The sequence below is a fragment of the Amycolatopsis sp. genome (assembly GCF_035546795.1).
In the GTDB taxonomy this organism is placed as follows: domain Bacteria; phylum Actinomycetota; class Actinomycetes; order Mycobacteriales; family Pseudonocardiaceae; genus Amycolatopsis_E.
Genome location: NZ_DASZWC010000001.1, coordinates 235,204 through 258,930, shown reverse-complemented (window position 1 = coordinate 258,930; position 23,727 = coordinate 235,204). Strand labels below are relative to the sequence as shown.

Genomic DNA, 23,727 nt, shown 5'->3' with positions numbered 1-23,727 from the left:
TCCGTACGGTTCAACGAACGAACCGGCGACGGAATTCCGCTATTCGAGACCGTCCCGTTCCGCCCACTCGAGCAGGGTGTCCAGCGAAAACGCGGTGTCGTCGATCCCCGCGTGCAGGTCGCCGAATTCGGCGAACCGGCCCGGGACGGTGGCGATCGTGCACTCGCGGGGTTCGACGTCGTCCACCTCGGCCCACGTGATCGGCGTGGACACCGTGGCCTCCGGCCCGCCGCGGACCGAGTAGGCGCTGGCGATCGTGTGGTCGCGGGCGTTCTGGTTGTAGTCGACGAACAGCAGCTCCGGGTCGCGGTCCTTGCGCCACCAGGTGGTGGTCACGTCGCCGGGCGCGCGCCGTTCGACCTCGCGGGCGAAGGCCAGCGCGGCCCGGCGGACCTCGGTGAACCCCCAGCGTGGCTCGATGCGCACGTAGATGTGCAGCCCGTGACCACCGGAGGTCTTCGGCCAGCCCTCCGCGCCGAGCTCGTCGAGGACCTCGTGCGCGACGTGCGCGACCCGGCGCACGCGGTCGAACGGGCACTGTGGCATCGGGTCCAGGTCGATGCGCCATTCGTCGGGTTTCTCGGTGTCGGCGCGGCGGGAGTTCCAGGGGTGGAATTCGACGGTGGACATCTGCACCGCCCAGATGACGCTGGCCAGTTCCGTCACGCACAGCTCGTACGCGTGCCTGTTGTAGCGCGGGAACTCCACACGCACGGTCTCCAGCCACGGCGGCGCCCCGTGCGGGATCCGTTTCTGGTGCACCTTCTCGCCGGTCACCCCGGACGGGTAGCGGTGCAGCATGCACGGCCGCTCGCGCAGCGCGCGCACGATGCCGTCGCCGACGGAGAGGTAGTAGTTCGCCAGGTCGAGCTTGGTTTCGCCGCGCGCCGGGAAATAGACCCGGTCCGGATTCGAGATCCGCACCGTCCGGTCGCCGACCTCCAGTTCCACCGCGGAATCCTTCGCCATGAGCACGAAACTAGCCTGGAACGCTCGAGCGGGCCTGGGATAATCGCCGTCATGACCGAGCGCAAGCCACGCGGGACGAGCGTCGAGTCGTGGGTGGACGAGCAGATCCGGCGGGCGCAGGAGCGCGGGGAGTTCGAGAACCTGCCCGGCGCTGGCAAGCCGCTGCCCGGGCTGCGCGAGCGCGACGAGAACTGGTGGATCAAGCAGAAACTCGACCGGGAGGGCCTTTCGGCGGACGCGTTGCTGCCCGAATCGCTCCGGCTGCGCAAGCAGATCTCTCAGCTGCCCGAGACCGTGCACGCGCTGCGCACCGAGCACTCGGTGCGCGCCGCCGTGGCCGAGCTGAACACCCAGATCGTGGCGTGGCTGCGGGCGCCGAGCGGCCCGAACATCCCCGTGGCGCCTGTGGACGTCGAGAAAGTGGTGGCGCAGTGGCGCGCCACCCGGCCGCCGGAGCCCGAAGTCCAGCAGCCGGAGCCTGAAACGCGTAAGCGGTGGTGGCGCCGTTAACGTTCGACGGCCGCGTCCAGCAACGGCCGCAGCTCGGCCAGCACGGCGTCGAGCGGGGCCGTGTCGCGATGGGCGCGGGCCAGTACGATCGCCCCTTCCAGCGCGCTGATCATCAGCAGCGCCAGCGATTCGCTTCGCGCGGGCGGCACGCCCATTTCCCGCAACGCGGCCACGGCCGGGCGCCGCCAGCCGGTGAACGCCTCGCTCACCGCGTCACGCACGCCTTCGCTGACCGCGGCCGTGTCCACCGCCGCGGCAACCAGCGGGCAGCCCTTGGTGAACTGCTCCGCGGTCAGTTCGTCGCGCCACTGCGCGATCATGGCCGCGAACAGTCCGCCCGGGGTGGGCTCGTCCATCGCGTCGACGGCCCGCCGGATCCGGCGCGCGGCGTACCCGCCCGCCCACGCGACGGCCTCGTTGACCAGTTGTTCCTTACCGCCGGGGAAATAGTGCTGCAGCGACCCGCGGGGCGCCCCGGCGTGGCTGACCACGTCGCGCATCCCGGTGCCGCTGACCCCCTGGGTCCGGATCAGCTGCGCGGCGCTGAAAACGATCCGCTCACGCGGCGGCTTGGGCATGACTCCGCCTCCTTCATGACAAGTGTCATGGTAGTGGGCACGCGCAGCTCGTAGTCGTCCTGCCCGCGCTCGGCGCCTGGTAGTAACCGGAAACCCTGCGCGCGCAGCAAGGCCTTCGCCGCGAGGTTGTCCGAGAGCACGGACGCATGCACCGTCCAGCCGGGCCAGCGCCCGGAACGCCAGAGACCCTGCGTGAGCGCGGTGCCGATGCCCCTGCGCTGCCACGGATCGGCCACCAGCAGGCCCAGATCCGCTTCGCCCGGCGCGCTGACCGCCAGGTTCGCCAGCCCGGCCGGCACGCCGCAGGCCAGCGCGAGCACCGCCGTCCCGGCCGGCGGCCCGGCCAGCAGGTACCGCTGGTAGCGGACCAGGATGTCGGCCGGGTCGGGTTTCCCGCCGAGGAAGAACCGCCTGCTCAGGCTGGCCGGGGAACTGGCGAGCACGACGCGGCCGAGCAGAGCCCGGTCGGCCGTGCTGCCGGTGAGCTCACGGAACTCCATGACAAGCGTCATAGTCCCGTTGTACCGCGCGGAGGGCGCCGCGGCACTATGACAGCCGTCATGAACCGGTTCAGTGTGTCATTCCCGGCCCCGCACGATGGTCGGCTCGAACTCCGCGTCTTCCCAGCGGATCTGCTCGGGCACGGACTCTTCCCGCCACTGTTCTTCCGGCGGGCCCGGATTCCTCGGTTCCACGATGTCCATGATCATTTCCTTACCGCCACCAGGCCTCGGCGGGCGGGATTACCCCGTGACGCGCCGGAAAACACCCCGATCCGGGGACAGGGGTGTCAAGGTGGCGGAAAGTGGTGCGCGGCGCGTGACCGGCCTAGTCCACGGGACAGGGAGTCGTGAAACTAGGCCGGTTCCCACAGCGCTTTGCTTGCACCGGTGGAGGCCTTCGGAACCGCGACCGTCTGGGAACCGGAGGGCCGGGCCACGTCCCGGACCCGGGTGCGAGTCGTGGCTTGAGGAAAAGAGTGGCCCGCGGACGCGGTGGCCAGTAGGGCCGAAAGCCCCTGAATCTTCCGGTGACCCGGAATTGTCGGTACCCGGTGCGAACATATGTTCGTGAACCCCGAAGGCCCGATCCTGCACGCCGATCTCGACGCGTTCTACGCGTCGGTCGAGCAGCGTGACGATCCCGCGCTGCGCGGGCGGCCGGTGATCGTCGGCGGCGGGGTGGTGCTGGCGGCCAGTTACGAGGCCAAGGCGTGTGGGGTGCGCACGGCGATGGGCGGCGGGCTCGCGCGGCGGCTGTGCCCGCGGGCGATCGTGGTGCCGCCGCGGATGTCTGCCTACTCGGCGGCGAGCAAGGCCGTGTTCGGGGTGTTCGAACGCACTTCGCCGCTGGTGGAGGGCATCTCGATCGACGAGGCGTTCCTGGATGTCGGCGGCCTGGCGAAGATCTCGGGCAGCCCGGCGGAGATCGCCGCCCGGCTGCGGCGGGACGTCGCCGAGCAGATCGGGCTGCCGATCACGGTGGGCGTGGCGCGCACGAAGTTCCTGGCGAAGGTGGCCAGCGGGGTCGCCAAACCGGACGGGCTGCTGGTGGTGCCGCACGACGGGGAGCTGGCGTTCCTGCATCCGCTGCCGGTGGAGCGGCTGTGGGGGGTCGGCGAGGTGACGGCGGGAAAGCTGCGTCGCCGCGGCGTGCGCACGGTCGGGGAGGTGGCCGGGCTGGGGGAGGCCACGCTGGTGTCGATGCTCGGCCGCGGCGTGGGCCGCCATCTGCATGCGCTGGCGCACAACCACGACCCGCGCCCGGTGCAACCGGGCAAGCGGCGCCGCTCGATGGGCGCGCAGCGGGCGCTGGGGCGCGGGCGGCGCAGCCTCGAAGAGCTGGACGTGATCCTGGCGGCCCTGGTCGACAAGCTCGCCCGCCGGCTGCGGGGCGCGCACCGGGTCTGCCGTACGGTCACCGTACGGCTGCGCTTCGGGGATTTCACCCGCGCCACCCGCTCCCACACGCTGCGCGGCGCGACGGCCGACACCGCCGCGATCCTCGCCGCGGCAAGGGAACTGCTGCGGACGGCGTGGCCGCTGATCGAGGACGGCGGGCTCACCCTGATCGGCGTCATACTGTCCAATCTGGACAGTAACGGAGCGGTGCAGCTGGCGTTGCCCTTCGACGGCCCCGACACCACGGCACTGGACCAGACGCTGGATTCGGTGCGCGACCGCTTCGGGGCCAAGGCGGTCACGCGCGCGATGCTGCTGCATCACGAGGAGGGGCAGAGCGTGCCACTGTTACCGGACTGAGGACTGTTCTGGGAAGGGGTTTGCGTGGCGGTGCGGGTGGCGGCCTCGCCCGTCGCCACCCTCGATGGGCCCGCCGCGCGAGGCCGGGCACGCTCAGCCGGCCGGCACCGCCGCCCGCGCCCCGCGCCGGGAGGCCGCCCAGATTCCCAGTCCTGCCAAGGGAAGCGCGGCGGCGAACAGGGTCGTGCCGCTCCAGCCGGCGGCGTCGTACAGGCCGCCGCCGATCGCCGAGGCGAGGGCGCCGCCGACAAAGATCGTGGTCATGAAGACGGTGTTGATCCGCGCCCGGGCATCGGCGCGCAGGCCGTAGATCTCCCGCTGGCTGAACACCTGGTGCCCCTGCACGGACAGGTCCAGCAGGACCCCGGCCGCCGCGAGCACCACCAGGCTGTGCGCCCCGAGGTCGGCCAGCACGAGCGCGACCGTCGCCAGCGCGAGAGCCACCCCGCTGCCGAGGCTTCCGTACCCGCGGTCGCCGAGCCGCCCCGCGATGGGCGCCGCCGCCGCGCCTGCCGCACCGACGAGGGCGAAAATCCCGATCCCGGTCTGGGAAAGCCCGTGCTCCCTGGTCAGCTCGAACGCGATCGAGGTCCAGAACGCCGAGAACGCGCCGAACAGCAGTGCCTGGCACGCCGCCCGCCGCCGCAGCGCGGGCTCCTCCCGGACCAGGGTCAGGATCGAGCGCATCAGCTGCGGGTAACCGGCCGTGTGCGTCGGCGCGCGGCTCGGGAGCAGGCGCCGCACGGCGACGGCCACCAGCAGCATGAGCGCCGCCGAAACCAGGTAGATCGTGCGCCAGCCCCAGGCGGCCGCGACGAAACTGGACACCGTCCGGGCGAGCAGGATGCCCAGCAGCAGACCGGTCATGACGGTGCCGACGAACCGGCCCCGCTGATCCTCCGGCGCCAGGTGCGCGGCGAACGGGATCAGGATCTGCGCCACCACCGACGTCAGTCCGATCAGGACGGACGCGGCGAGGAACACCCCGAACACGGGCGAAAGCCCCGCCACCACGAGGGCCAGCGCGGTGAACACCAGCGTCCGCGAAGACAGTTTCCGGTTCTCCAGCAGGTCACCCAGCGGCATCAGCAGGGCCAGCCCCGCCGCATACCCGAGCTGGGTCAGCGTCACCACCAGCGCGGCGCTGCCGCGGCTGACCGAGAACGCCGACGAGATCTCGTCCAGCAGCGGTTGCGGGTAGTACAGGTTCGCCACCGTCGCCCCGCAGGCGAACGCCAGCACGATCATCACCAGCCGCAGACTGCGCGCGTGCGCCATGCCCCTCCCCGTTCCGAACCGACAACGGGCAAGGACGCGAGGTCAGGCTCCGGCATTCCCGGGGGTGGGCGCTGTCACAGCGCGGCTCAGTGATCCGGGGTGACTATGCCGTATTCGTGGATTTTGCGGTAAATCGTCGCGCGCGAAATGCCGAGCAGCTTCGCGGCACGCAGCTTGTTGCCGCCGGCGTCTTCGAGGCCGCGGACGATCGCGTCCCGCTCCACGGCCTCGAACCGGTTCAGCTGCCGGCGGTTGATCGTGTGGTACTCGGCCGGCAGGTCCACCGGATGGATCGTGCCCGTGCGCCGCAGCTTGCTCACCTGCTTGAGCACCCGCTGCAGCTGCGCCACGTTGCCCGGCCAGTTCGCCCGCATCAGCAGGTGCAGCGCGGCGGGGGAGCAGGACAGCCCGGTCGAGATCCGGTTCAGGACCAACGGCACCAGATCGCCGAGGTCCTCCGCGTGCCGCCGCAGCGGTGGCACGGAGACCGTGCGCGGGAAGTACGCGAGCAGTTCCGCCAGCGCGGGGTCGGTGTCCGAGGCCAGGGTCAGCGCCACCCACGGCGCCCTCGTGTCGGCGCGCGCCTCCTCCAGCGTGGAGATCAGCGTGCGCACGTCGGCCGGCGAGAGCTTGTCCACGTGCCGGATCACCACCGAGTCCGGCGGATCCTCGATCAGCTCGCGATGCAGCTCCTCCGCCCAGTCGTCGGCGCGCGTCGCGTCGAGCACGTGCAGCCGGCCGGCCGGGTTGCGCCGCTGGTGCACGCCGCGCGCCAGGGTGTACTTCCCGGTACCTGGCTCGCCCGCCAGCACCACCCATTCCCGCCGCGCGAAACACTGGTCGACGTCGTGCCCGCAGCGCAGCCACAGCGGCGCCGACCCGACCACGCCGGGCAGGAACATCGGCAGCATCGGCAGCGCCGAAGTCCCGGTGTCGGCGTCGGGTTCGAGGAGTTTCACCGAAAGCACCCCGCCCGCGACGTCGCCCTCGCGATGTCCGTCGACACGACGGCAATACAGCCGCACCTTGCCGCCGCTGGACAGGGTGAGCGTCGCCGTCGCGCGGCGGCCCGCCGCCAGTTCCTCCCGCGCGCGGCTGAGCACCACGGACTGGTCGGCGGGGTCGAGCAGCTGCCGGGCGCAGTCGTTCATCATCACGATGTCCTTGTTGAAGGCCATCACGATGCCGGTGGTGCGGCGGCACGCCTGCAGGTATGCCTGGAACAGCACGAGTTCGCGCAGGTTGCTGTGGGTCAGCAGGGCCTGCCGGATCTGCTCGGCCGTCGTCCTGGCCAGCGCCACCAGCAGCCCGCCGGCGTCCTTGCGCCAGCACGTCAGGTCGACCGCGCCGATGGTCTTGCCGGAGATCGGGTGCTGGATCGGCACCCCGGCGCACGCCAGGTTCTCCAGGTGCTCGGCGTAATGCTCGTGCCCGAACACGTACGTGGCCCGGCCGTCCTCCAGCGCGGTGCCGATGCCGTTGGTGCCGACGAACCGTTCGCCGTAGCTGTAGCCGGGCACCAGCTCGACGCTCTCCAGGTGCCGGCGCAGATCGGTGTCCCCGGTGCGCTGGCTGAGCACCACCCCGGTGGGGTCGGTGATGATCAGGCTGATCGGCTGGCCCTCCAGCTGGTCGCCGAGCCGCTCCAGCACCGGTGTCGCGCCGCGCAGCATCGGGGTGTCGAGGTTCTGCTCGGCGAAGTAGGGCAGATCGATGTGGTCGGCGGGTACCTCGAACTCCCGGGACCGCCACCACGAAGCGAGGATCGCGTCGCGCACCTGATCCGGTTCCACCGTTTCGGCCGTGAGGAAACGGACTCTGGTACGGGCCAGCCCCTCGTCGTCGGGGAGGATCGTCTGCTGTCTTGCGATCTCCATCAGGTCGGCCTCCAGCCGCGTCACGTCTTTGTGCCGCCGGTCACAGCGTAGGCCAGATGGTCCAGTGCCCGTGTCTCAAATTGAGACACGCTCCCCGCCCGCGCGGCGGTCTGATGGACCCATGGCCGAGCACGAGACGTACAACCCGTGGACCGTGGTGAACGTGGTGTTCCGGCACCTGGCCGACCAGGGGTTGCATCCGGAATTCGGGGAGGGCGGCCATCCCGGCGAGCCCGCCGCCGAACTGCTGCGCGCCCTGGGCATCACGCCCACCCCGGAAGGGGACAACCGGCTCGGGCAGCAGAAGCGGGCCACCCTCGCGGAGCTGCGCCGCGCGATGTTCGAGGACGAGTGAACCCGATGTCTCATATTGAGACCCGCGTCACGCCCGCCGGGGCTTGTAATCGAAAACGTAGGACGAGCGCCCCACGCATGGACCAACGCGCCGCCGGGTAAGGAGCCGAAATGAGCCGCCAAAGCGTGGCGAAAGCCCACCAGAAGATTCAGGAACTCTCCTGGGAGCCGGCGTACCACGAGCCGGTTTCCCAGTACGGGACGGACTACACGTTCCGCAAGGCCAAGAAGAAGGACCCGCTCAAGCAGGTGCTGCGGTCGTATTTCCCGATGCAGGAAGAAAAAGACCACCGGGTGTACGGCGCCGAGGACGGCGCCATCCGCGGCAACATGTTCCGCCAGGTCCAGGAACGCTGGCTGGAATGGCAGAAGCTGTTCCTTTCGATCATCCCGCTGCCGGAGATCTCCGCGGCCAGGGCGATGCCGCTGCTGTTCCGCACGGTGCCCAACCCGGAGCTGCACAACGGCCAGGCGATCCAGATGATCGACGAGGTCCGGCACTCCACGATCCAGCAGAACCTCAAGCGCCTGTACATGAACAACTACATCGACCCCGCCGGGTTCAACTCGAGCCTGCGCAACTTCCAGAACGACTACTGCGGCACGATCGGCCGCCAGTTCGCGGAGGGGTTCATCACCGGTGACGCGATCACCGCGGCGAGCATCTACCTGACCATCGTCGCCGAAACCGCGTTCACCAACACGTTGTTCGTCGCGATGCCGGCCGAGGCCGCCGCCAACGGCGACTACCTGCTGCCCACGGTGTTCCACTCGGTGCAGTCGGACGAGTCGCGGCACATCTCCAACGGCTACGCCACCCTGCTGATGGCGCTGTCCGACGAGAGCAACCACCAGCTGCTGGCCCGCGACCTGCGCTACGCGTGGTGGAACAACCACGCCGTGGTCGACGCCGCGATCGGCACCTTCATCGAGTACGGCACGAAGGACCGCCGCAAGGACCGTGAGTCCTACGCGGAGATGTGGCGCCGGTGGATCTACGACGACTACTACCGCAGCTACCTGGTGCCGCTGGAGAAGTACGGCCTGGAGATCCCGCACGACCTGATCGAGGAGGCGTGGAACCGGATCTGGAACAAGGGCTACGTGCACGAGGTCGCCCAGTTCTTCGCCACCGGGTGGCTGGCCAACTACTGGCGGATCGACCCGATGACGGACAAGGACTTCGAGTGGTTCGAGTTCAAGTACCCGGGCTGGTACGACAAGTACGGCAAGTGGTGGGAGAACTACGCCCGCCTCGCCACGCCGAACGGGCATCACCCGATCGTCGCCGAGGACGTGGACTACGTGTACCCGCACCGCTGCTGGACCTGCATGGTGCCCTGCCTGATCCGCGAGGACATGGTGACCGACAAGGTCGACGGCCAGTGGCGCACCTACTGCTCGGAGACCTGCCGCTGGACCGACGCCGAGGCGTTCCGGCCCACCTACCAGGGCCGCAACACCCCGAACATGGGCAAGCTGATCGGCGCCCGTGAGTGGGAGACCCTGTACCACGGCTGGAACTGGGCCGACGTGGTGTCCGACATGGGCTTCGTCCGCGACGACGGCAAGACCATGGTCGCCCAGCCACACCTGGACCTGGACCCCAAGAAGATGTGGACGCTGGACCACCTGCGGCGGATGCCGGAGGTGCAGAGCCCCAACGTGCTGCTCAACCAGATGAGTGACGACGAGCGTGCCGCCTTCGTCGCCGACTACAACAGGCAAGGCCCGGCGGGCCGTCCCGCGCCGGCGGCCGGCTGACCGGGCCGGGGAGGGCCCCGGAGCCTGCCGGTGCCCTCCCCATTCCGATTTCCGTAGCTGTTCCAAGCGGCGGAGCCGCTTGCGGTGGGCCCTCAACCGGCTCCGCTACTCGCACCGCCTCGCAAGCCATTCCCGACACTGTACGAACCGGACCGAACACTGTACGAACCGGACCGACGCGATGAGGGAGCCATGGGAGACAAGCACATCGTGCGGTTCGAGCCCGTCGGCATCGAGATCGAGGCCGACGAGGACACGACCATCCTGCGCGCCGCGGCCGAACAGGGCGTGATGCTGATGCACGGCTGCAAGGAGGGCCAGTGTGCCTCCTGCAAGTCGTTCATCCTCGACGGCGACGACGTCGAGCACGACCGGTATTCCACGTTCGCGCTGCCCGACTTCGAGAAGGAGGAGGGGTACACGCTGCTCTGCCGGGCGCACGCGTACGAGGACCTCACGATCGAACTGCTCAACTACGACGAGGAGATGATCCACTCCGGACTGCCGATCCAGCAGGCGGTGGCCGAGGTGGTGGCCAACGACAACGTCACGCACGATCTGCGGCATCTCGTGGTGCGGCTGGTCGAACCGGCCTCGATCAAGTTCTTTCCCGGGCAGTACCTGGATTTCGCGGTGCCGGGCACGGGCGACTCACGCTCGTTCTCGATGGCCAACACCTCCAGCAGGGAGAACGGCAGGCTCGAGTTCGTCATCAAGATCTACCCGGGCGGGCTGTTCTCGGATTTCCTCGACTCCCGCGTACGGGTGGGCGACCGCCTCGACGTGACGGGCCCGTTCGGGGTCTTCACGCTGCGGGACGCGCCGGACAAGGACCTGGTGTTCGTCGGCGGTGGCGCCGGGATGGCCCCCATACTGGCGCTGCTGCGGTCGATGGCCGAACGCGGGATCGAGCGCAAAGCCCGGTTCTACTACGGCGTGCGCCGTAAGCACGACCTCTGTTTCGAAGAGGAACTGCGCACGCTGGAGGGCAAGCTCGCCGATTTCCGTTACATACCGGCACTTTCCGAACCCGACGGGGAGGACTGGGACGGCGAGACCGGGATGGTCACCGACGTGCTGCGCCGCCGTGAGCCGGATCTGGCGCGGGCCGACGCCTACGTGTGCGGGCCACCGCCGATGGTGGAAGCGGCCCTGGAACTGCTGCCGGAACTCGGGGTGGCGGACAAACGCATTTTCTACGACAAGTTCACGACGACGGGCGAAGGGCAGAACTCATGACCACCACACAAGAACGCAGCGTGCCCAAGCCGGTGTTCACCGACGCCGAAGCGGGCGCCAAGGAGTTCCCCGACTCGCATTCGCGGCGGTTCAACTATTTCGACCCCGCCAAGCGCAAGCAGAGCCACTACGAAGACGTCACGGTGGAGGTCCAGCCGGACCCGCGGCACTACCTGGCCCAGGGCTGGCTGTACGGCTTCGCCGACGGCAAGGGCGGCTACCCGCTGGAGTGGACGAAGCTGAAGGCCTGGGGCAGTGACCGCCCGGTGCCCGAACGCGGCCCCGGTTCGGGCGGCAAGGGCTACGACTGGCCGGCGCTGGGCTGGCACGAGTTCCGTGACCCCAACGAAGAATGGGAGCTGACGCTCTACCGCTACAACGCCAACGTGGTGCGCCAGCTCAACCAGAACGTGGACGCCGCGCGGCAGTCGAAGGCCTTCCAGCAGTGGAACCGCAACTGGGTGCAGTTCGTGGCCCAGCACGTCGGCGCCTGGATGCACGTGGATCACGGGCTCGGGCTTTACTTGTACGCCAACGCGAACCGCCGTGCGCCGACGAACATGCACAACAACGCGATCTCGGTGAACAGCATGCACCGTATCCGCGCGGCGCAGGACCTGGCGCTCTACAACCTCACGCTCACCGAGGAGATCGAGGGCTTCGACGGCACGGCGCACCTGAGCACCTGGAACGAAGACCCGGCGTGGCAGGGCGTCCGTGAGCTCGCCGAGCAGCTGACCGGGATCGACGACTGGTGCGAAGCGATCTTCGCCGCGAACATCGTCTTCGAGCCACTGGTCGGGGAACTGTTCCGCAGCAACCTGGTGCAGCAGGCCGCACCCGCCAACGGCGACTTCGTGACCCCGACGCTCATCGGCGCCGAGGAGTTCGACTTCGCCGAGCGGGATCTGCGCTACACCCGCGCGATGTTCCAGCTGCTGGTCGACGACAAGGAGTTCGCCGGGCACAACAAGCAGCTGCTGCAGCAGTGGCTCAGCGACTGGGTGCCCCGCGCCATCGGCGCCGCGCGCACGCTGCAGCCGCTGTGGTCGCAGCCCGACGCGAAACCCCCGCGCTTCGAGGACGGTCTCGACCGTGCGAAGAGCCGCTTCAGCGGCATCCTGTCCGATCTGGGTCTCCAGGCACCGAAGGAGCTGGCGCAGTGACCACGTTCAAGACGTCCGAGAGTCCGTTCAAGTCCGACAACACCGCTTCCGGCATGTGCGGTTTCACCCTGATGAACAACCAGGTCGGCGCGATCGTCGCCGAAGTGGTGAGCAAGCTGGACAACGTCGTCGTCACCCCGCTGCCGTCGATGATCCGGGTCGACGGCAAGGGCCGGTTCGATCTCGTCTACGCCGACGTGGACGAGGCGGCCGGCGAGGAAGAGGGCTGGTTCAACGCCGCGGAGTTCGAGGAGAGCATGTCCACCCACTACGGGCGGATGGTGCACCTCGACGACCGCACGATCATGTTCGCCAACCCCGAAGACGCGGCCGAGTACCTCGACTTCGACCTCAAGCCGATCCGTTAAAGGGGGACACGCCAATGTACGAAAAGGATGGCGAGAAGTACTTCGTCGTCGACGGGCACACGCACTTCTGGGACGCCAGCCCGCAGAACTGGGTGCCCGGCCAGGAGGAGTACGCCAAGGGCTGGATCGAATGCTTCCACGCCTACCAGGGCCTCGGCCCGGCCGAGACGCACTGGCCGATCGACCGGTTCCAGAAGTACTCCGAGGAGCTGATGATGCACGACCTGTTCGAGGTCGGGCACGTGGACAAGGCGATCTTCCAGCCGACGAACCTGCGGCAGTGGTACACCAACGGGTTCAACACCACCGAGACCGACGGCGCGATGGCCGAGCGGCACCCCGGGCGGTTCCTCGTCAACACCACGTTCGACCCGCGTGAAGGCGACGCGGGGATGAAGGCGTTCGAGGAACGCGTCAGGCGCTACGACTGCAAGGGCGTGAAGCTCTACACCGCGGAGTGGCGCGGGGATTCGCGCGGCTGGAGCCTGAAGGACCCGGAAGCCGCGCGGTACCTGGAGAAGTGCGAGGAGCTCGGCGTCAAGAACGTGCACATCCACAAGGGCCCGACGATCTGGCCGCTGGACAAGGACGCCTTCGACGTGTCCGATGTGGACTACGTGGCGACCAACTTCCAGGGCCTGAACTTCATCGTCGAGCACGTGGGCCTGCCGCGGATCGAGGACTTCTGCTTCATGGCGACGCAGGAGCGCAACGTCTACGCGGGCCTCGCGGTGGTCATCGGCGGGCTGATGCACGCCCGGCCGAAGTTCTTCGCGAAGGTGATGGGCGAGCTGATGTTCTGGCTCGGCGAGGACAAGCTGATCTTCGGTGCCGACTACGCGATCTGGGAACCGAAGTGGCAGGTGGAGGGTTTCGTCGACTGGAACATGCCCCCCGACGACGAGCTGTCCGACTTCCCGCCGCTCACGGTGGCGCAGAAGAAGAAGATCCTCGGCCTGAACGCGGCCCGGCTCTACGACATCGAGGTGCCGCCGGAGCTGGACCTCAGGGCACCGGAGGTCGTCGAGCCGGTGGGCGTGCCGCAATCATGACCACGGTGGAGACCGGCCGGACGGCTGCGGCCGTCTGGTCGGCGCTCGGCACGGTACGAGACCCGGAACTGGACGAACCGTTGACAGAGCTGGGTTTCGTGTCGCGGGCGGAGGTGAGCGAGGCCGGCAGAGCCGTGGTGCGGCTGCGGCTGCCGACCTATTTCTGCGCGCCCAACTTCGCGTTCCTGATGGTGGCCGACTCCTACGACGCGGTGTCGGCCGTGCCTGGGGTGGCCGAGACGGACGTGGAGCTGGAGGACCACTTCGCCGCGGACGCGATCAACCGGGGAGTGGCCGCCCGCGCCGGTTTCGTCGCCTCGTTCGAGGGCGAGGCCGTCGGCGAGCTCGACCAGCTGCGCGCCGATTTCGTGCGCAAGGCGGTGCTGGCCGGGACCGACCGAGTCTGCCGCCGGCTGCTGGCGTCCGGGTTCGCCCGCGACCGGCTGGCGTCGCTGGCCCTCGGCGACGTCCCGCCCGGCGGCGACGTCGACCGGCTGCGGGAGCGCCGGCGCGAGATCGGGTTGCCCGCGGGGGATTCCGATCCGCTGCTCGTCGATGCCGTGACCGGTGCGCCCGTCGGGTCCGGTGGGCTCGACCGCCACCTGCGTTTCGCGCGGCTGACCCGGACCAGCCAGGAGGCCAACTCCGGAGTCTGCCGCGGCATGTTGCACGCGCGCTATCCGCACATCGGAGAACAGGAGGGCACGGGATGAAGGCCGTCCGGCTGCACGAGTACCACCGCCAGCCCGTCGTCGAGGAAGTGCCGGAGCCCACCGCGAAGGGGCCTTTCGACGTCGTCGTCAGGATCGGCGGCGCCGGGGTTTGCCGCACCGATCTGCACATCATCGAAGAGCAGTGGGCGGAGAAATCGGGCGTCACCCTGCCTTACACCATCGGGCACGAAAACGCGGGCTGGGTACAGGAAATCGGCTCCGCGGTGTCCAATGTGGAGGTCGGCGACACGGTGATCCTGCACCCCACGCCCACCTGCGGGCTCTGCCATGCGTGCCGGGCAGGGGACGACATGCACTGCGAGCACAGCGCCTTCCCCGGCATCGACTGCGACGGCGGGATGGCGGAGTACCTGCTGACCTCGGCGCGGGCCTGCATCAAACTGGATCCCGCCACGCAGCCCGCCGACGTGGCGGCGCTGGCGGACGCCGGGATCACCGCGTATCACGCCGTGCGCAAGGCGGTTCCGCTGCTGTATCCGGGCACCGTGTGCGTGGTCAACGGCGCGGGCGGGCTCGGGCACATCGGCATCCAGTCGCTGCGTGCGCTCACGGCCACGACCATCGTGGTGGTGGACCGCAACGCCGAAGCCCTCAAACTGGCCGAGCAGCTCGGCGCCGACGAAACGGTGCCGGCCGACGGGAAACAGGTCGAGACGGTGCTGGACCTGACCGGGGGCAACGGCGCCGAGGTGGTGCTCGACTTCGTCGCCGAGCAGGGCGCGCAGCAGGACGCGTTCGCGATGACCCGCCGCGGTGGCTCGCATTTCGTCATCGGGTACGGCAGCAACATCGACATCCCGACGATCGACATCATCTCCACCGAGCGCAACGTGGTGGGCAACCTGGTCGGCACCTACAACGACCTGGTGGAGCTGATGGTGCTCGCGCAGGCGGGCAAAGTCACCCTGCACACCCGGAAATACCCGCTGGACGCCGCGCTCGACGCGCTGGCCGACCTCGACGCCGGCCGGGTCCGCGGCCGCGCGATCCTCACGCCCTAGGGAGCAGCCACGATGGCCAAGGAACTGCGTTTCGGCGCCGACGCCCGCCAACTCCTGCTGTCCGGAGTGGACAAGCTCGCCGAGGCGGTGAAATCCACGCTGGGTCCCAAGGGGCGCAACGTGATCATCGAGAAGATCACCGGTTCGCCCGTGGTGACCAACGACGGGGTCACCATCGCGCGCGAGATCTACCTCAAGGACCAGTTCGAGAACATGGGCGCGCAGCTGGTGAAGGAAGCCGCGATCAAGACAAACGACGTGGTGGGCGACGGCACGACCACCGCGACGGTGCTGGCACAGGCCATCGTGCGCGAGGGGATGCGCGCCATCGGCCAGGGCGGCAACCCGGTGCTGGTCAAGCGCGGCATCGACCACGCCGTCGGCAGGCTCGTCGAGCATCTGGAGAAGGCCGCGCACCCGGTGGTCACCGAACAGGACTACGCCAGGGTGGCCGCGATCTCCGCCAACGACGACGACGCCGTGGGAGCGGTGATCGCCAAGGCGCTGCACACCGTCGGCGACGGTGGCGTGGTGACCGTCGAGGAGTCGCCGCGGCTGGGCATGTCGGTGGATTTCGTGGAGGGCTTCGAGTTCGACAACGGGTACCTCTCGCCCTATCTGGTCACCGATCCCGGCCGGCTGGAGGCGGTGCTGGACGACCCGTACATCCTGATGTGCGCGGAAAAGGTGACCAAGGTCCAGCAGCTGATGCCGGTGCTGGACAAGATCATGCGCGCGCCCCGGCCACTGGTGCTGATCGCCGAGACGGTCGAAGGCCAGGCGCTGAGCATGCTGGTGCACAACCACGTCAACGGGACCTTCCAGTCGGTCGCGGTGCGGGCGCCCGGGTTCGGCGACCGCCGGCTGCACAAACTGGAGGACCTCGCGGCGGTTGTCGGCGGGCAGGTGCTGTCGCGGCATTCCGGGTTCACCATGGAGACCATGACCCTGGAGCACCTCGGCCGGGCACGGCAGGTCCGGGTGAACGAGAACGGCACCACCATCGTCGGCGGCGCCGGTTCGGCCGAGGCGGTGGAGTTCCGGGTGAACCAGCTGCGGGCCGAGCTGGAGCGCGCGCAGTACGGCATCGACGAGGACGTGCTGACCGAACGGATCGGCGCGCTGACCGGGAAAGTGGCGTTGATCAAGGTCGGCGCGGCCACCCCGGCGGAGCTGAAGGAGCTGCAGCACCGGGTCGAGGACGCGCTCTCGGCGACGAGGGCCGCGATGGCCGAGGGCATCGTCGCCGGTGGTGGCGCGGCCCTGCTGCACGCGGAGAAGGTGTTGTCCGGCTTGGGTTTGGAGGGCGACTACGCGACGGGCGCGGAAATCGTCCGGCGCGCGCTGGCCGAGCCGGCTTACCTGATCGCGCTGAACGCCGGATACGCGGCGCACGACGTCGTGGAACGCACCCGCGCGCTGGAGGGCGACGAGGGTTTCGACGCTCTGCTCGAGCGGTACGGGAACATGATCGAGATGGGCATCATCGACCCGCTGCGGGTGTGCCGCTCGGCGCTGCAGAACGGGGCGTCGGTCGCGGGGCTGCTGCTGACCACCAACTCCCTGATCGCGGAGGAGCCGACCCCCTGGGGCGGCAGCCCCGCACTGATGACCGAATACGGCCCGCTCGACGAAGGCCTGCACCAGCCTTCACCGGACGCCAGCACGCCGCAGTCGCTGGGACTCGGTCCTTCGGTCGGATAGGGGCGTTTCCCGGGGAAGGGCGGGGTGCTTCCCCGGGAAAGCGTCGTGCGGCATGATCAACGGGTGACAGCTCGGCGCGCCGGAGGGTTCGGGCGTTCAGGTGTGCTGCTGGCGCTCCTGGCTGTTCCCGCGCTCTTCGCCGGCGTCCGGGCCGTGCTGCGGCGCGGGCCGCGCGCGCCGCAGCAGGTCGTGTTTTCGCCCGATCCGGGCGAGCTGCCCGCACTCGCCGCCGAGATTCCCAGGTTGCGGGTCTTCGCCTGGCGGGCGGTGGGCATCGCGATGCTGTGGCTGATCCCCATCGCCGGCGGGACGATCGGGGCGAGCGGGATTTCCGGTGCGGCGCGGCATCTGCTGGACACCGGCACCCGGGTGACGGGCACCGTGGTCGCGGAGTCCACGCCGTACAAGGGCGCGTGGTCGATCGACGTGCGCTACCCGGTGGCGGGTAGCGAACACACGGCCACCATCACACTCGGCCCGAAACGGGGGTTCACCGCCGGTCAGCTGGTCACCGTCATCGTCGATCCCGCGGATCCCGGCCGCGTGCGCACCGAGGCGGACGGCAACACCAGCGGCGGGCTGATGGCGCTGTGTATCGGGTCGGCGATCGTGGGGTCCGTCGGCGTGCTGGGTTCGTGGGCCGCGGTCGCGCGCTGGCACCGTCGGCACGCGGCGGTCCGGCGTACCGGGTGGCGTTCCGCGTCCGTGTCGGTGACCAGGATGCCGAAGCGCCGCGCGGTCATGACCGTGCGATATCCGGGTGGTGAAAGCTCCAGGCTGTGCGACGTCTTTTCCAGTCACGTGGCCCCGAAGGCTCCCGCGCAGGCGTGGGTCGGCGGCGGCGGTAAGGCGATGGTCGTGCTCTTCGCTCGCCCGGGTAAGCGGCCGCTTGCCGTCCCCGCGATGGTTTGGCCTGCGAAGAACGCCGGACTGGGGTAAGGCAGAGGGCATGGATCCGGTGTGGGCGTTGCGGCAGATCGCGTTCCAGCTCGAACGGAGTGGGGCGCCGACGTACCGGGTGCGCGCCTTCCGCAAGGCCGCGGCCGCGGCGGCGGAGCTGCCCGGCGGTGAGCTGGCCGAGCGTGCCCGGGCCGGAACGCTGAAGAAGCTGCCCGGCATCGGTGAGGCCACCGCGCAAGTGATCGCGCAGGCGGTCGCGGGGGAGGAGCCCGAGTACCTGACGAAGGTGCTGGGCGCCGTCACCGAAGTCGGACAGACCGGGCTGCGGAAGGCGTTGCGCGGGGATTGTCACTCCCATTCCGACTGGTCCGACGGCGGTAGCCCGCCCAGGGAGATGGCCGAGGCGGCGCGGGCGCTGGGGCATGAGTGGCTGGCGCTGACCGACCATTCACCACGCCTGCAGGTCGCGCACGGGCTTTCGGCCGAACGGCTGGAGAAGCAGCTGGCCCTGATCGACGAGCTCAACGAGGAGTTCGCCCCGTTCCGGATCCTGACCGGGATCGAGGTGGACATTCTCGACGACGGCTCGCTCGACCAGCGCCCGGACCTGCTGGAGCGCCTGGACGTCGTGGTGGCGAGCGTGCATTCGAAACTCCGGATGGACGCGGGCCCGATGACCGAACGGATGCTCGCGGCGGTCCGCAACCCGCACACCGACGTGCTCGGCCATTGCACCGGGCGCCTGATCGCCGGGCGCGGCCGGCCGCAGTCGGCGTTCGATGCCGAGGCCGTGTTCACCGCGTGCCGGGAGAGCGGGACGGCGGTCGAGATCAACTGCCGCCCGGAACGCCAGGACCCGCCCGACGATCTCCTGGGCCTGGCCGTGGAGCTGGGCTGCGAGTTCGCCATCGACACCGACGCGCACGCACCCGGCCAGTTGACCTGGCAGAACTCGGGATGCGTGCGCGCCGAGCAGTATGGGATCGGCGCCGAGCGGGTGCGGAACACGCGGACCGCGGAGGATCTTGTGGGTTGAAGCGGGTCGTTTTCTCTTGCGCTGCAAGGGGGTTGCGCTGCGACGGCAACGGGCGGGCGTGGCCGCGCCAAGGTACCCCACCCTCGCCCTGATCCTTCAGTGTTCGCGGTCGCGGCGCCGCGTCAAGGCGGGAAAGATGTCTCGACCCGGCCCCCGCGACCGCAAGTGCGGCTGGGGATGTGGGCGCGGGGTGCTCGCGTTGCGTCGCCGGGGCGCGGGTTCGCTGAAAGTGTCTCAGCTTGTCGGTTCCTTTCTGTTGCGGCGCAGGCGATCCCGGGCTGAGGCGCCGGCGCGCACGAGCTGGCTGCCCCGGGCGGTACCCAGGCCGAAGCCGGGCATGTTCCCGTAAACCGCCTCGTACTCGCCTGCCCGGACGAGGAACGTCTCGTGCCAGATGCCGGCTGCGTAACCGTGCCGGCTGGCGCGTTGCCAATACTGTTTCCGGGCCGGGGCGTGGGAAAGCCCGGGATCACTCGCGTACGCCTCCAAGTGCTCGAAGCTGCGCCAGTACTGCACGATCACCGGGAAGCCGAAGGTGTAGCCGAGCAGTCCGCTGTCCGGGTCGGCCATCGCCTGGTCCAGCATGTGCTTCATCCCGCGCCGGCCACCCAGGTCACGGAACCACGCCACCGGATGGCGCGGACTGGGCAGCGGGCCGATCAGGAATACGACGAAATCGCCGTCGATTTCGGCTGTCCATCTGCCTTTGTGTCGTTCCGCCATGGCTACTCCTGCGTCCTCGGGGTTTCCTGCGTTCGCTCGCGAGCCGGTCGTTATGGCTTGTTTGTCATGGTGGCGCATCAACGGGTGCGGCCACCAGATCCGGCGAACCGGCGGAAAGAAAACCGGGTACCGGCGATTTTCGTTGGTTCCGACCGGAAACCGCGAATCGCCAGGCGAGATCCCCGGGCTGCTCACGTGTCGGTTCCCGCGAGCCCGGGCGCGGTCGAGGTGTGCACGGCGTGCAGGATCTGCCGGGCGATCAGCCGGATCGACGGTTTGATGGTCTGCCAATACCATTCCGCCCAGTGCCGGGCGACCGGGTCGATCACCGTCCAGCGGGTCTCGAAGGTGATGAGGGTGCCGCGTTCGGCCACCGCGTGCAGCTCCAGCGCGATGGCGATCGTGCCGGATCGCGGCCGCGCGTAGGTGGTGAACTCCGCGCGGCTGACCGGATGCCATTGCGGGACCTGGGTCCAGAACCGGCCCGCCACACCCAGTAGAAGTTCCTCGCCGGGGCGCTCGCCGAGCAGGATCCACTCGCCACCGAGCAGGAGTTCCTCGAACGCGGGCACCGCGCCCGGCGGCCGCAGGCGCACCGGCCTGCCGCGCACCCACGCGAGCGTGCCCAGCGGCGCGGCGCGCCAGCCGGAACGCAGTGGTGCCACCGAATCGTAGGTTTCCGCCGGCGGCGCCGGCACCAGGAGATGTTCGGCGAGCGCGAAGTCGTACCAGGGCGTGAAGGCATCGATCAGGGCGCGGTCTTCGGTGGCCACGGCGGGTTCCCCTTTCCTGGCCGGCCTTACGCACCTTTCCGTGCCGGGCGAGGGCCGCCTAGGGCAGAAGGTCACGCACCACGGCGCGGGATGCCCGGGCATTTTCCGGGACCAATGGCCCTTAGATCCGCGGCCGTGACCGACGAGATTGAGGGCCAGGGAGGTGTCGTGATGACCGTTTCCCGCTTCCTGCACCGGATCTGGCCCGCGGGTAATCCGCTGGCGCGCGGCTGGGACAAAACGGAGGCCGCCCTGCTCGTCGTGGCGGTGCTCGTGGTGCTGATGGCGATCCCGGTCGCCCTCACGGCCGGTTCGCGGACGTACGGGGATTTCGCGGCACAGGCGGAACAACAGCGGGAGAACCGCCTGCCCGCGACGGCGCGCCTGCTCGCCGCGGCGCCGGACGCGGTCGGCACGACAGGGGTGCTGTACCAGGTCGACGCCGTGTGGCGGCTGCCCGACGGGAGCGAACGCCGGGGTGCCGTCGGCGCCGACGCGGGCACCCCGGCTGGGGACACCGTCCACATCTGGCTGGACCGCTCGGGGAATCCGGTGCCGCCACCGCTGGCCGCGGGTGACGTCATCTGGATCGCGATCGGCGTCGGGCTCTTCCTGTGGCTCGGGGTGGTTCTGGCCTGCGGCCTGCTGCTCGTGGCGGCGCACTTCCTGTTCGACAGCCGCCGCGCCGCGGCGTGGGCACGGGACTGGGCGAAACTCAGCCGGGAGGTGGAAAAATTCTGAGGACACCCGGTTGAGGGAAAAAGGCCCTGGACTGTTTCGGCGCCTGGCGCCAGGGTAGGTGCCAGCGCATGTGGGCAGGAGCCTCCCGATGACCCGAATCCCCGATTTCACCGCCGCGCTGGAAGCCGCACGCGCGGCGCGGCGCGGGCAGCCGTGGCGCCTGGTCGCCACCGGCGGCCGGATGGACGTACTGCTCGACCCGGATGACGAGTCCCGGCAGGCGCGGCTGACCGGTGGCGCCGCCGTGCTGAGCGGGCAGCTGGTCCTCGCGGCCGCGGGCTACGCCGCGACGGCGGTCTTCCTCCCGGACCGGGAGCGGCCGGAGCTGCTGGCCACGTTGTCGGTCCGCGCGCGGAGCCGGCCGGGCGCGGTGGACAGCGCGCTGGCGCAGGCCCTCGACGGGCGCCGCGCCCACACCCCGCTGCCCTCGGTTTTCGGCGCTGCCGCGCGGGAGGGCGCGGAGCTGATCCCGCTCGGCGTGTCCTGCCTGCCCGGCGAGGAGACGGTCCACAGTGGACAGCTGATGGTGCTGAGCTCGTTCGCCGACAGCCCGCACGCCCAGCTGCGTGCCGGTTGTGCACTGCAACGGGTGCTGCTCACCGCGATCGCCCAGGGCGCGCCCGCGCGGCTGGTGCCCTCGCCGGAGAAGATCGTGGACCTGCAGCACGCGCTGCGGGAACGGCTCGGCGGCTGGCTGAACCCGCAGGCCGTGCTGGAGTTCGAGGCGGCGCCGATGCCTCCGGCGCAACGCCGTCCCGCGAACGTGCGCGGGCGTCAGCCGGTGTAGATGACGAGCGTCTGCTCCGGCGCGTCGGCGAGGTGGAAAGCCGTGTGGGTCAGCGTGATCTGGCCGCGGCTGGGGTGCCGCAGGCGTTTCGTCCCGCCGCGGGTGGTCTGGATGTCGTAGCGCGGCCACCAGTCCCGGACCTCCGGGCTCTGGGCGTGCAACTCCTCGACCAGCCGCGTGAACCGTGGATCCCCGGGGTGGCGGCCCGCGGCCACCCGCAGCCGCGCGAGCAGACCCTGTGCCTCACGTTCCCAGTCGACGAGCACGTACCGCGACCGGTCGTCGGTGAACATCCAGCGCGCCACGTTCGGCACCGGCGCGACGTCCAGCCCGGGGAACAGTTCGTCGGCGGCCTTGTTGCGGGCGAGTACGTCGTAGCTCGCGCCCGTGATGTAGGCCGGGTTCGGCTCGACGAGCGCGGGGATGGCGGCGACCTGCGCGGGCAGCCACTCCGGCGCCAGCTCGGCCTCGCTGTCCGAGGCCAGGGCCAGCAGGTGCTCGCGCTCGGAGTCCGACAGCCGCAGGGCCGTGGCCAGGGAGCCCAGGACCTGGCCCGACGGGCGGATGTCCCGGCCCTGTTCGAGGTAGGTGTACCAGGTGGCGCTGATCCCGGCGAGCAGCGCGAGCTCTTCCCGCCGCAGCCCCGGCGTGCGCCGCCGGCCGGTTCCGGGGAGGCCGACGTCGGCCGGGGTCAGCCGCGCGCGACGGCTGCGCAGGAAGGCGCCCAGCTCGCGCCGCCGCATCGCCGGAGCGGACAAGATGGCACCTCCAGTACCAGAATAACTGCGTTCTGGATACCAGGGTAAAACACGTCGAGACTGGGGTCCATGCGAGCATGGACCATCAGCGAAATCGGCGGCGAACTCCGCTGCACCGACGTCTCCAAACCCGGGCTGCGCGGCGGCGGCGCGCTCCTCGAAGTCCTCGCCGTGCACGTGCCGGCCTACACGCGCGAGGTCGTCTCGGGCAGGCGGAACTACAGCTTCCCGGCGCCGGCGATCCTCGGCCCTGGCTGTCTCGGGCGGGTCGAGGAAGTGGCCGCGGACGTGTTCAACGTGCGGCCGGGTGACCTCGTGCTGAACACGGCGCTGCTGGACGCGGGCCGCGTGGACGATCCCCAGGAGATCCTCGTCGGCTGGACCGGGGTCGGCTGGGACGGCACCCCCAGCGACGAGACCAGGGCCATGCAGGCGGCGTGGCGCGACGGGGCCTGCGCCGAATTCGCCTTGGCGCCCAAGGAATCCCTGGTCACGCTGTCCGGCGCGGAGGAGTACCCGGACCCGGCGAGGCTGGCGTTCCTGGGCTGGCTCTCGGTCGCGGCCGAAGGACTGGTCCGGGCCGGGCAGGGGCCCGGCCACGTCGTCACGATCGTCGGCGCCACCGGGCAGATGGGCACCGCGGCGCTGCTCGTGGCGCTCGCCAGGGGAGCGGCGCGGGTGGTCGCGGCGGGCCGGAACAGGTCCACTTTGGACGAACTCGCCCAGCTGGACCGCAGGGTGGTCCCGGTGGCGCTCACCGGTGACCGGGCGGCCGACGCCGCCGCCATCCTCGGCGCGGGCGGCGGGTCGGACATCGTGCTCGACGCGCTCGGCATGGTGCCCGGCCCGGACGCCACCATGGCCGGGTACGACTCACTGCGCCCGGCGGGGACGATGGTGCTCGTCGGTGGCGTGCGGCACGAGCTTCCCTTGCCCTACGGGCAGATCATGCGCCGCCGCCAGACCATCCTCGGCTCCTGGATGGCAGGGCCGTCCACCGTGCTGACGGTATGGGAACTGGTGCGGGCTGGCCTGATCGACCTCGATGTCCTCGATGTCCGGCGCGTGTCGCTGGACGACCCCGGCGCAGGGCTGCGCACGGCGGCGGAAAGCACGGGCCCGCACTTCGCCGCGCTCGTGCCCTGAGCCGGGGC

25 protein-coding genes are annotated in these 23,727 nt (G+C 69.9%); 16 read left to right on the top strand and 9 right to left on the bottom strand.

Annotated features, from left to right (window positions below; all coding sequences use genetic code 11):
* Positions 1–39 precede the first annotated feature (39 nt).
* A complete protein-coding gene (gene ligD, locus VHD82_RS01355; protein WP_325696064.1) occupies positions 40–969 on the bottom strand; it encodes a non-homologous end-joining DNA ligase in 930 nt (309 codons plus the stop codon).
* A 51-nt stretch (positions 970–1,020) separates the two neighbouring features.
* Here ligD and VHD82_RS01350 point away from each other — a divergent pair, with 51 nt between their 5' ends.
* Positions 1,021–1,479: a DUF1992 domain-containing protein gene (locus tag VHD82_RS01350; RefSeq protein WP_325696062.1), complete on the top strand. Its 459-nt coding sequence runs from the start codon at positions 1,021–1,023 to the stop codon at positions 1,477–1,479.
* Here VHD82_RS01350 and VHD82_RS01345 read toward each other — a convergent pair.
* The 3 genes from VHD82_RS01345 to VHD82_RS01335 all read right to left on the bottom strand — a co-directional run bounded on the left by VHD82_RS01345 (position 1,476) and on the right by VHD82_RS01335 (position 2,761).
* The gene (locus tag VHD82_RS01345) at positions 1,476–2,057 is read right to left on the bottom strand and encodes a TetR/AcrR family transcriptional regulator (RefSeq protein ID WP_325696060.1); all 582 of its coding nucleotides are present in this window, start codon (positions 2,055–2,057) and stop codon (positions 1,476–1,478) included. The genes VHD82_RS01350 and VHD82_RS01345 overlap by 4 nt on opposite strands.
* Positions 2,009–2,569 (bottom strand): GNAT family N-acetyltransferase, encoded by a 561-nt coding sequence (locus tag VHD82_RS01340; RefSeq protein WP_325696058.1) that lies wholly within the window; start codon positions 2,567–2,569, stop codon positions 2,009–2,011. The genes VHD82_RS01345 and VHD82_RS01340 overlap by 49 nt, the downstream gene beginning before the upstream one ends.
* A gap of 66 nt (positions 2,570–2,635) precedes the next feature.
* Positions 2,636–2,761, bottom strand: coding sequence for a hypothetical protein (locus VHD82_RS01335; RefSeq protein WP_325696056.1), 126 nt, complete (start codon positions 2,759–2,761; stop codon positions 2,636–2,638).
* Positions 2,762–3,121: 360 nt separating this feature from the next.
* Here VHD82_RS01335 and dinB point away from each other — a divergent pair, with 360 nt between their 5' ends.
* Positions 3,122–4,318 (top strand): DNA polymerase IV, encoded by a 1,197-nt coding sequence (gene dinB, locus VHD82_RS01330; RefSeq protein ID WP_325696054.1) that lies wholly within the window; start codon positions 3,122–3,124, stop codon positions 4,316–4,318.
* A 93-nt stretch (positions 4,319–4,411) separates the two neighbouring features.
* Here dinB and VHD82_RS01325 read toward each other — a convergent pair whose 3' ends face one another.
* Together VHD82_RS01325 and VHD82_RS01320 are read right to left on the bottom strand one after the other, a co-directional pair.
* Positions 4,412–5,596, bottom strand: a complete 1,185-nt coding sequence (locus tag VHD82_RS01325) for an MFS transporter (RefSeq protein ID WP_325696052.1) — start codon at positions 5,594–5,596, stop codon at positions 4,412–4,414.
* A gap of 86 nt (positions 5,597–5,682) precedes the next feature.
* Positions 5,683–7,473, bottom strand: a complete 1,791-nt coding sequence (locus tag VHD82_RS01320; RefSeq protein ID WP_325696050.1) for a sigma-54-dependent Fis family transcriptional regulator — start codon at positions 7,471–7,473, stop codon at positions 5,683–5,685.
* 121 nt (positions 7,474–7,594) lie between these two features.
* Here VHD82_RS01320 and VHD82_RS01315 point away from each other — a divergent pair, with 121 nt between their 5' ends.
* The 11 genes from VHD82_RS01315 (at position 7,595) to VHD82_RS01265 (ending at position 18,791) form a co-directional block, all read left to right on the top strand.
* On the top strand, positions 7,595–7,828 hold the full coding sequence (locus VHD82_RS01315) for a hypothetical protein (RefSeq protein WP_325696048.1): 234 nt from the start codon (positions 7,595–7,597) through the stop codon (positions 7,826–7,828).
* A gap of 110 nt (positions 7,829–7,938) precedes the next feature.
* Complete coding sequence (locus VHD82_RS01310; protein ID WP_325696046.1) at positions 7,939–9,591, top strand: methane monooxygenase; 1,653 nt, start codon at positions 7,939–7,941, stop codon at positions 9,589–9,591.
* A 192-nt stretch (positions 9,592–9,783) separates the two neighbouring features.
* A complete protein-coding gene (locus VHD82_RS01305; protein ID WP_325696044.1) occupies positions 9,784–10,830 on the top strand; it encodes a 2Fe-2S iron-sulfur cluster binding domain-containing protein in 1,047 nt (348 codons plus the stop codon).
* Positions 10,827–11,996, top strand: a complete 1,170-nt coding sequence (locus VHD82_RS01300; RefSeq protein WP_325696043.1) for a toluene hydroxylase — start codon at positions 10,827–10,829, stop codon at positions 11,994–11,996. The genes VHD82_RS01305 and VHD82_RS01300 overlap by 4 nt, the downstream gene beginning before the upstream one ends.
* Positions 11,993–12,364: a propane 2-monooxygenase effector subunit MimD gene (gene mimD / locus VHD82_RS01295; protein WP_325696041.1), complete on the top strand. Its 372-nt coding sequence runs from the start codon at positions 11,993–11,995 to the stop codon at positions 12,362–12,364. Before VHD82_RS01300 ends, mimD begins: the two co-directional genes overlap by 4 nt.
* A 14-nt stretch (positions 12,365–12,378) precedes the next feature.
* On the top strand, positions 12,379–13,416 hold the full coding sequence (locus tag VHD82_RS01290) for an amidohydrolase family protein (protein ID WP_325696039.1): 1,038 nt from the start codon (positions 12,379–12,381) through the stop codon (positions 13,414–13,416).
* Positions 13,413–14,129 carry a metal-sulfur cluster assembly factor gene (locus VHD82_RS01285; protein ID WP_325696038.1) on the top strand — a complete coding sequence of 239 codons (717 nt, stop codon included), beginning with the start codon at positions 13,413–13,415 and terminating at the stop codon, positions 14,127–14,129. The genes VHD82_RS01290 and VHD82_RS01285 overlap by 4 nt, the downstream gene beginning before the upstream one ends.
* Positions 14,126–15,151: an NAD(P)-dependent alcohol dehydrogenase gene (locus VHD82_RS01280; protein ID WP_325696037.1), complete on the top strand. Its 1,026-nt coding sequence runs from the start codon at positions 14,126–14,128 to the stop codon at positions 15,149–15,151. Before VHD82_RS01285 ends, VHD82_RS01280 begins: the two co-directional genes overlap by 4 nt.
* Before the next feature lie 12 nt (positions 15,152–15,163).
* The gene (gene groL, locus VHD82_RS01275) at positions 15,164–16,855 is read left to right on the top strand and encodes a chaperonin GroEL (protein ID WP_325696036.1); all 1,692 of its coding nucleotides are present in this window, start codon (positions 15,164–15,166) and stop codon (positions 16,853–16,855) included.
* A 63-nt stretch (positions 16,856–16,918) separates the two neighbouring features.
* Complete coding sequence (locus VHD82_RS01270) at positions 16,919–17,794, top strand: DUF3592 domain-containing protein (RefSeq protein WP_325696034.1); 876 nt, start codon at positions 16,919–16,921, stop codon at positions 17,792–17,794.
* Between the two features lie 10 nt (positions 17,795–17,804).
* On the top strand, positions 17,805–18,791 hold the full coding sequence (locus VHD82_RS01265; protein WP_325696033.1) for a PHP domain-containing protein: 987 nt from the start codon (positions 17,805–17,807) through the stop codon (positions 18,789–18,791).
* A gap of 234 nt (positions 18,792–19,025) precedes the next feature.
* On the opposite strand, the gene VHD82_RS01260 is transcribed toward VHD82_RS01265, so the two are convergent.
* Positions 19,026–19,514 (bottom strand): monooxygenase family protein, encoded by a 489-nt coding sequence (locus VHD82_RS01260; protein WP_325696031.1) that lies wholly within the window; start codon positions 19,512–19,514, stop codon positions 19,026–19,028.
* A gap of 191 nt (positions 19,515–19,705) precedes the next feature.
* Positions 19,706–20,287: a hypothetical protein gene (locus tag VHD82_RS01255; RefSeq protein ID WP_325696029.1), complete on the bottom strand. Its 582-nt coding sequence runs from the start codon at positions 20,285–20,287 to the stop codon at positions 19,706–19,708.
* A 135-nt stretch (positions 20,288–20,422) separates the two neighbouring features.
* Here VHD82_RS01255 and VHD82_RS01250 point away from each other — a divergent pair, with 135 nt between their 5' ends.
* Both VHD82_RS01250 and VHD82_RS01245 read left to right on the top strand, forming a co-directional pair.
* Complete coding sequence (locus VHD82_RS01250; RefSeq protein ID WP_325696027.1) at positions 20,423–21,028, top strand: hypothetical protein; 606 nt, start codon at positions 20,423–20,425, stop codon at positions 21,026–21,028.
* 88 nt (positions 21,029–21,116) lie between these two features.
* Positions 21,117–21,815, top strand: coding sequence for a hypothetical protein (locus VHD82_RS01245; protein ID WP_325696025.1), 699 nt, complete (start codon positions 21,117–21,119; stop codon positions 21,813–21,815).
* Here the strand turns inward: VHD82_RS01245 and VHD82_RS01240 are convergent.
* Positions 21,803–22,573: a helix-turn-helix transcriptional regulator gene (locus VHD82_RS01240; protein WP_325696023.1), complete on the bottom strand. Its 771-nt coding sequence runs from the start codon at positions 22,571–22,573 to the stop codon at positions 21,803–21,805. The genes VHD82_RS01245 and VHD82_RS01240 overlap by 13 nt on opposite strands.
* A 69-nt stretch (positions 22,574–22,642) precedes the next feature.
* On the opposite strand from VHD82_RS01240, the gene VHD82_RS01235 reads away from it, so the two are divergent.
* Complete coding sequence (locus VHD82_RS01235) at positions 22,643–23,719, top strand: zinc-binding dehydrogenase (protein ID WP_325696021.1); 1,077 nt, start codon at positions 22,643–22,645, stop codon at positions 23,717–23,719.
* Positions 23,720–23,727 lie beyond the last annotated feature (8 nt).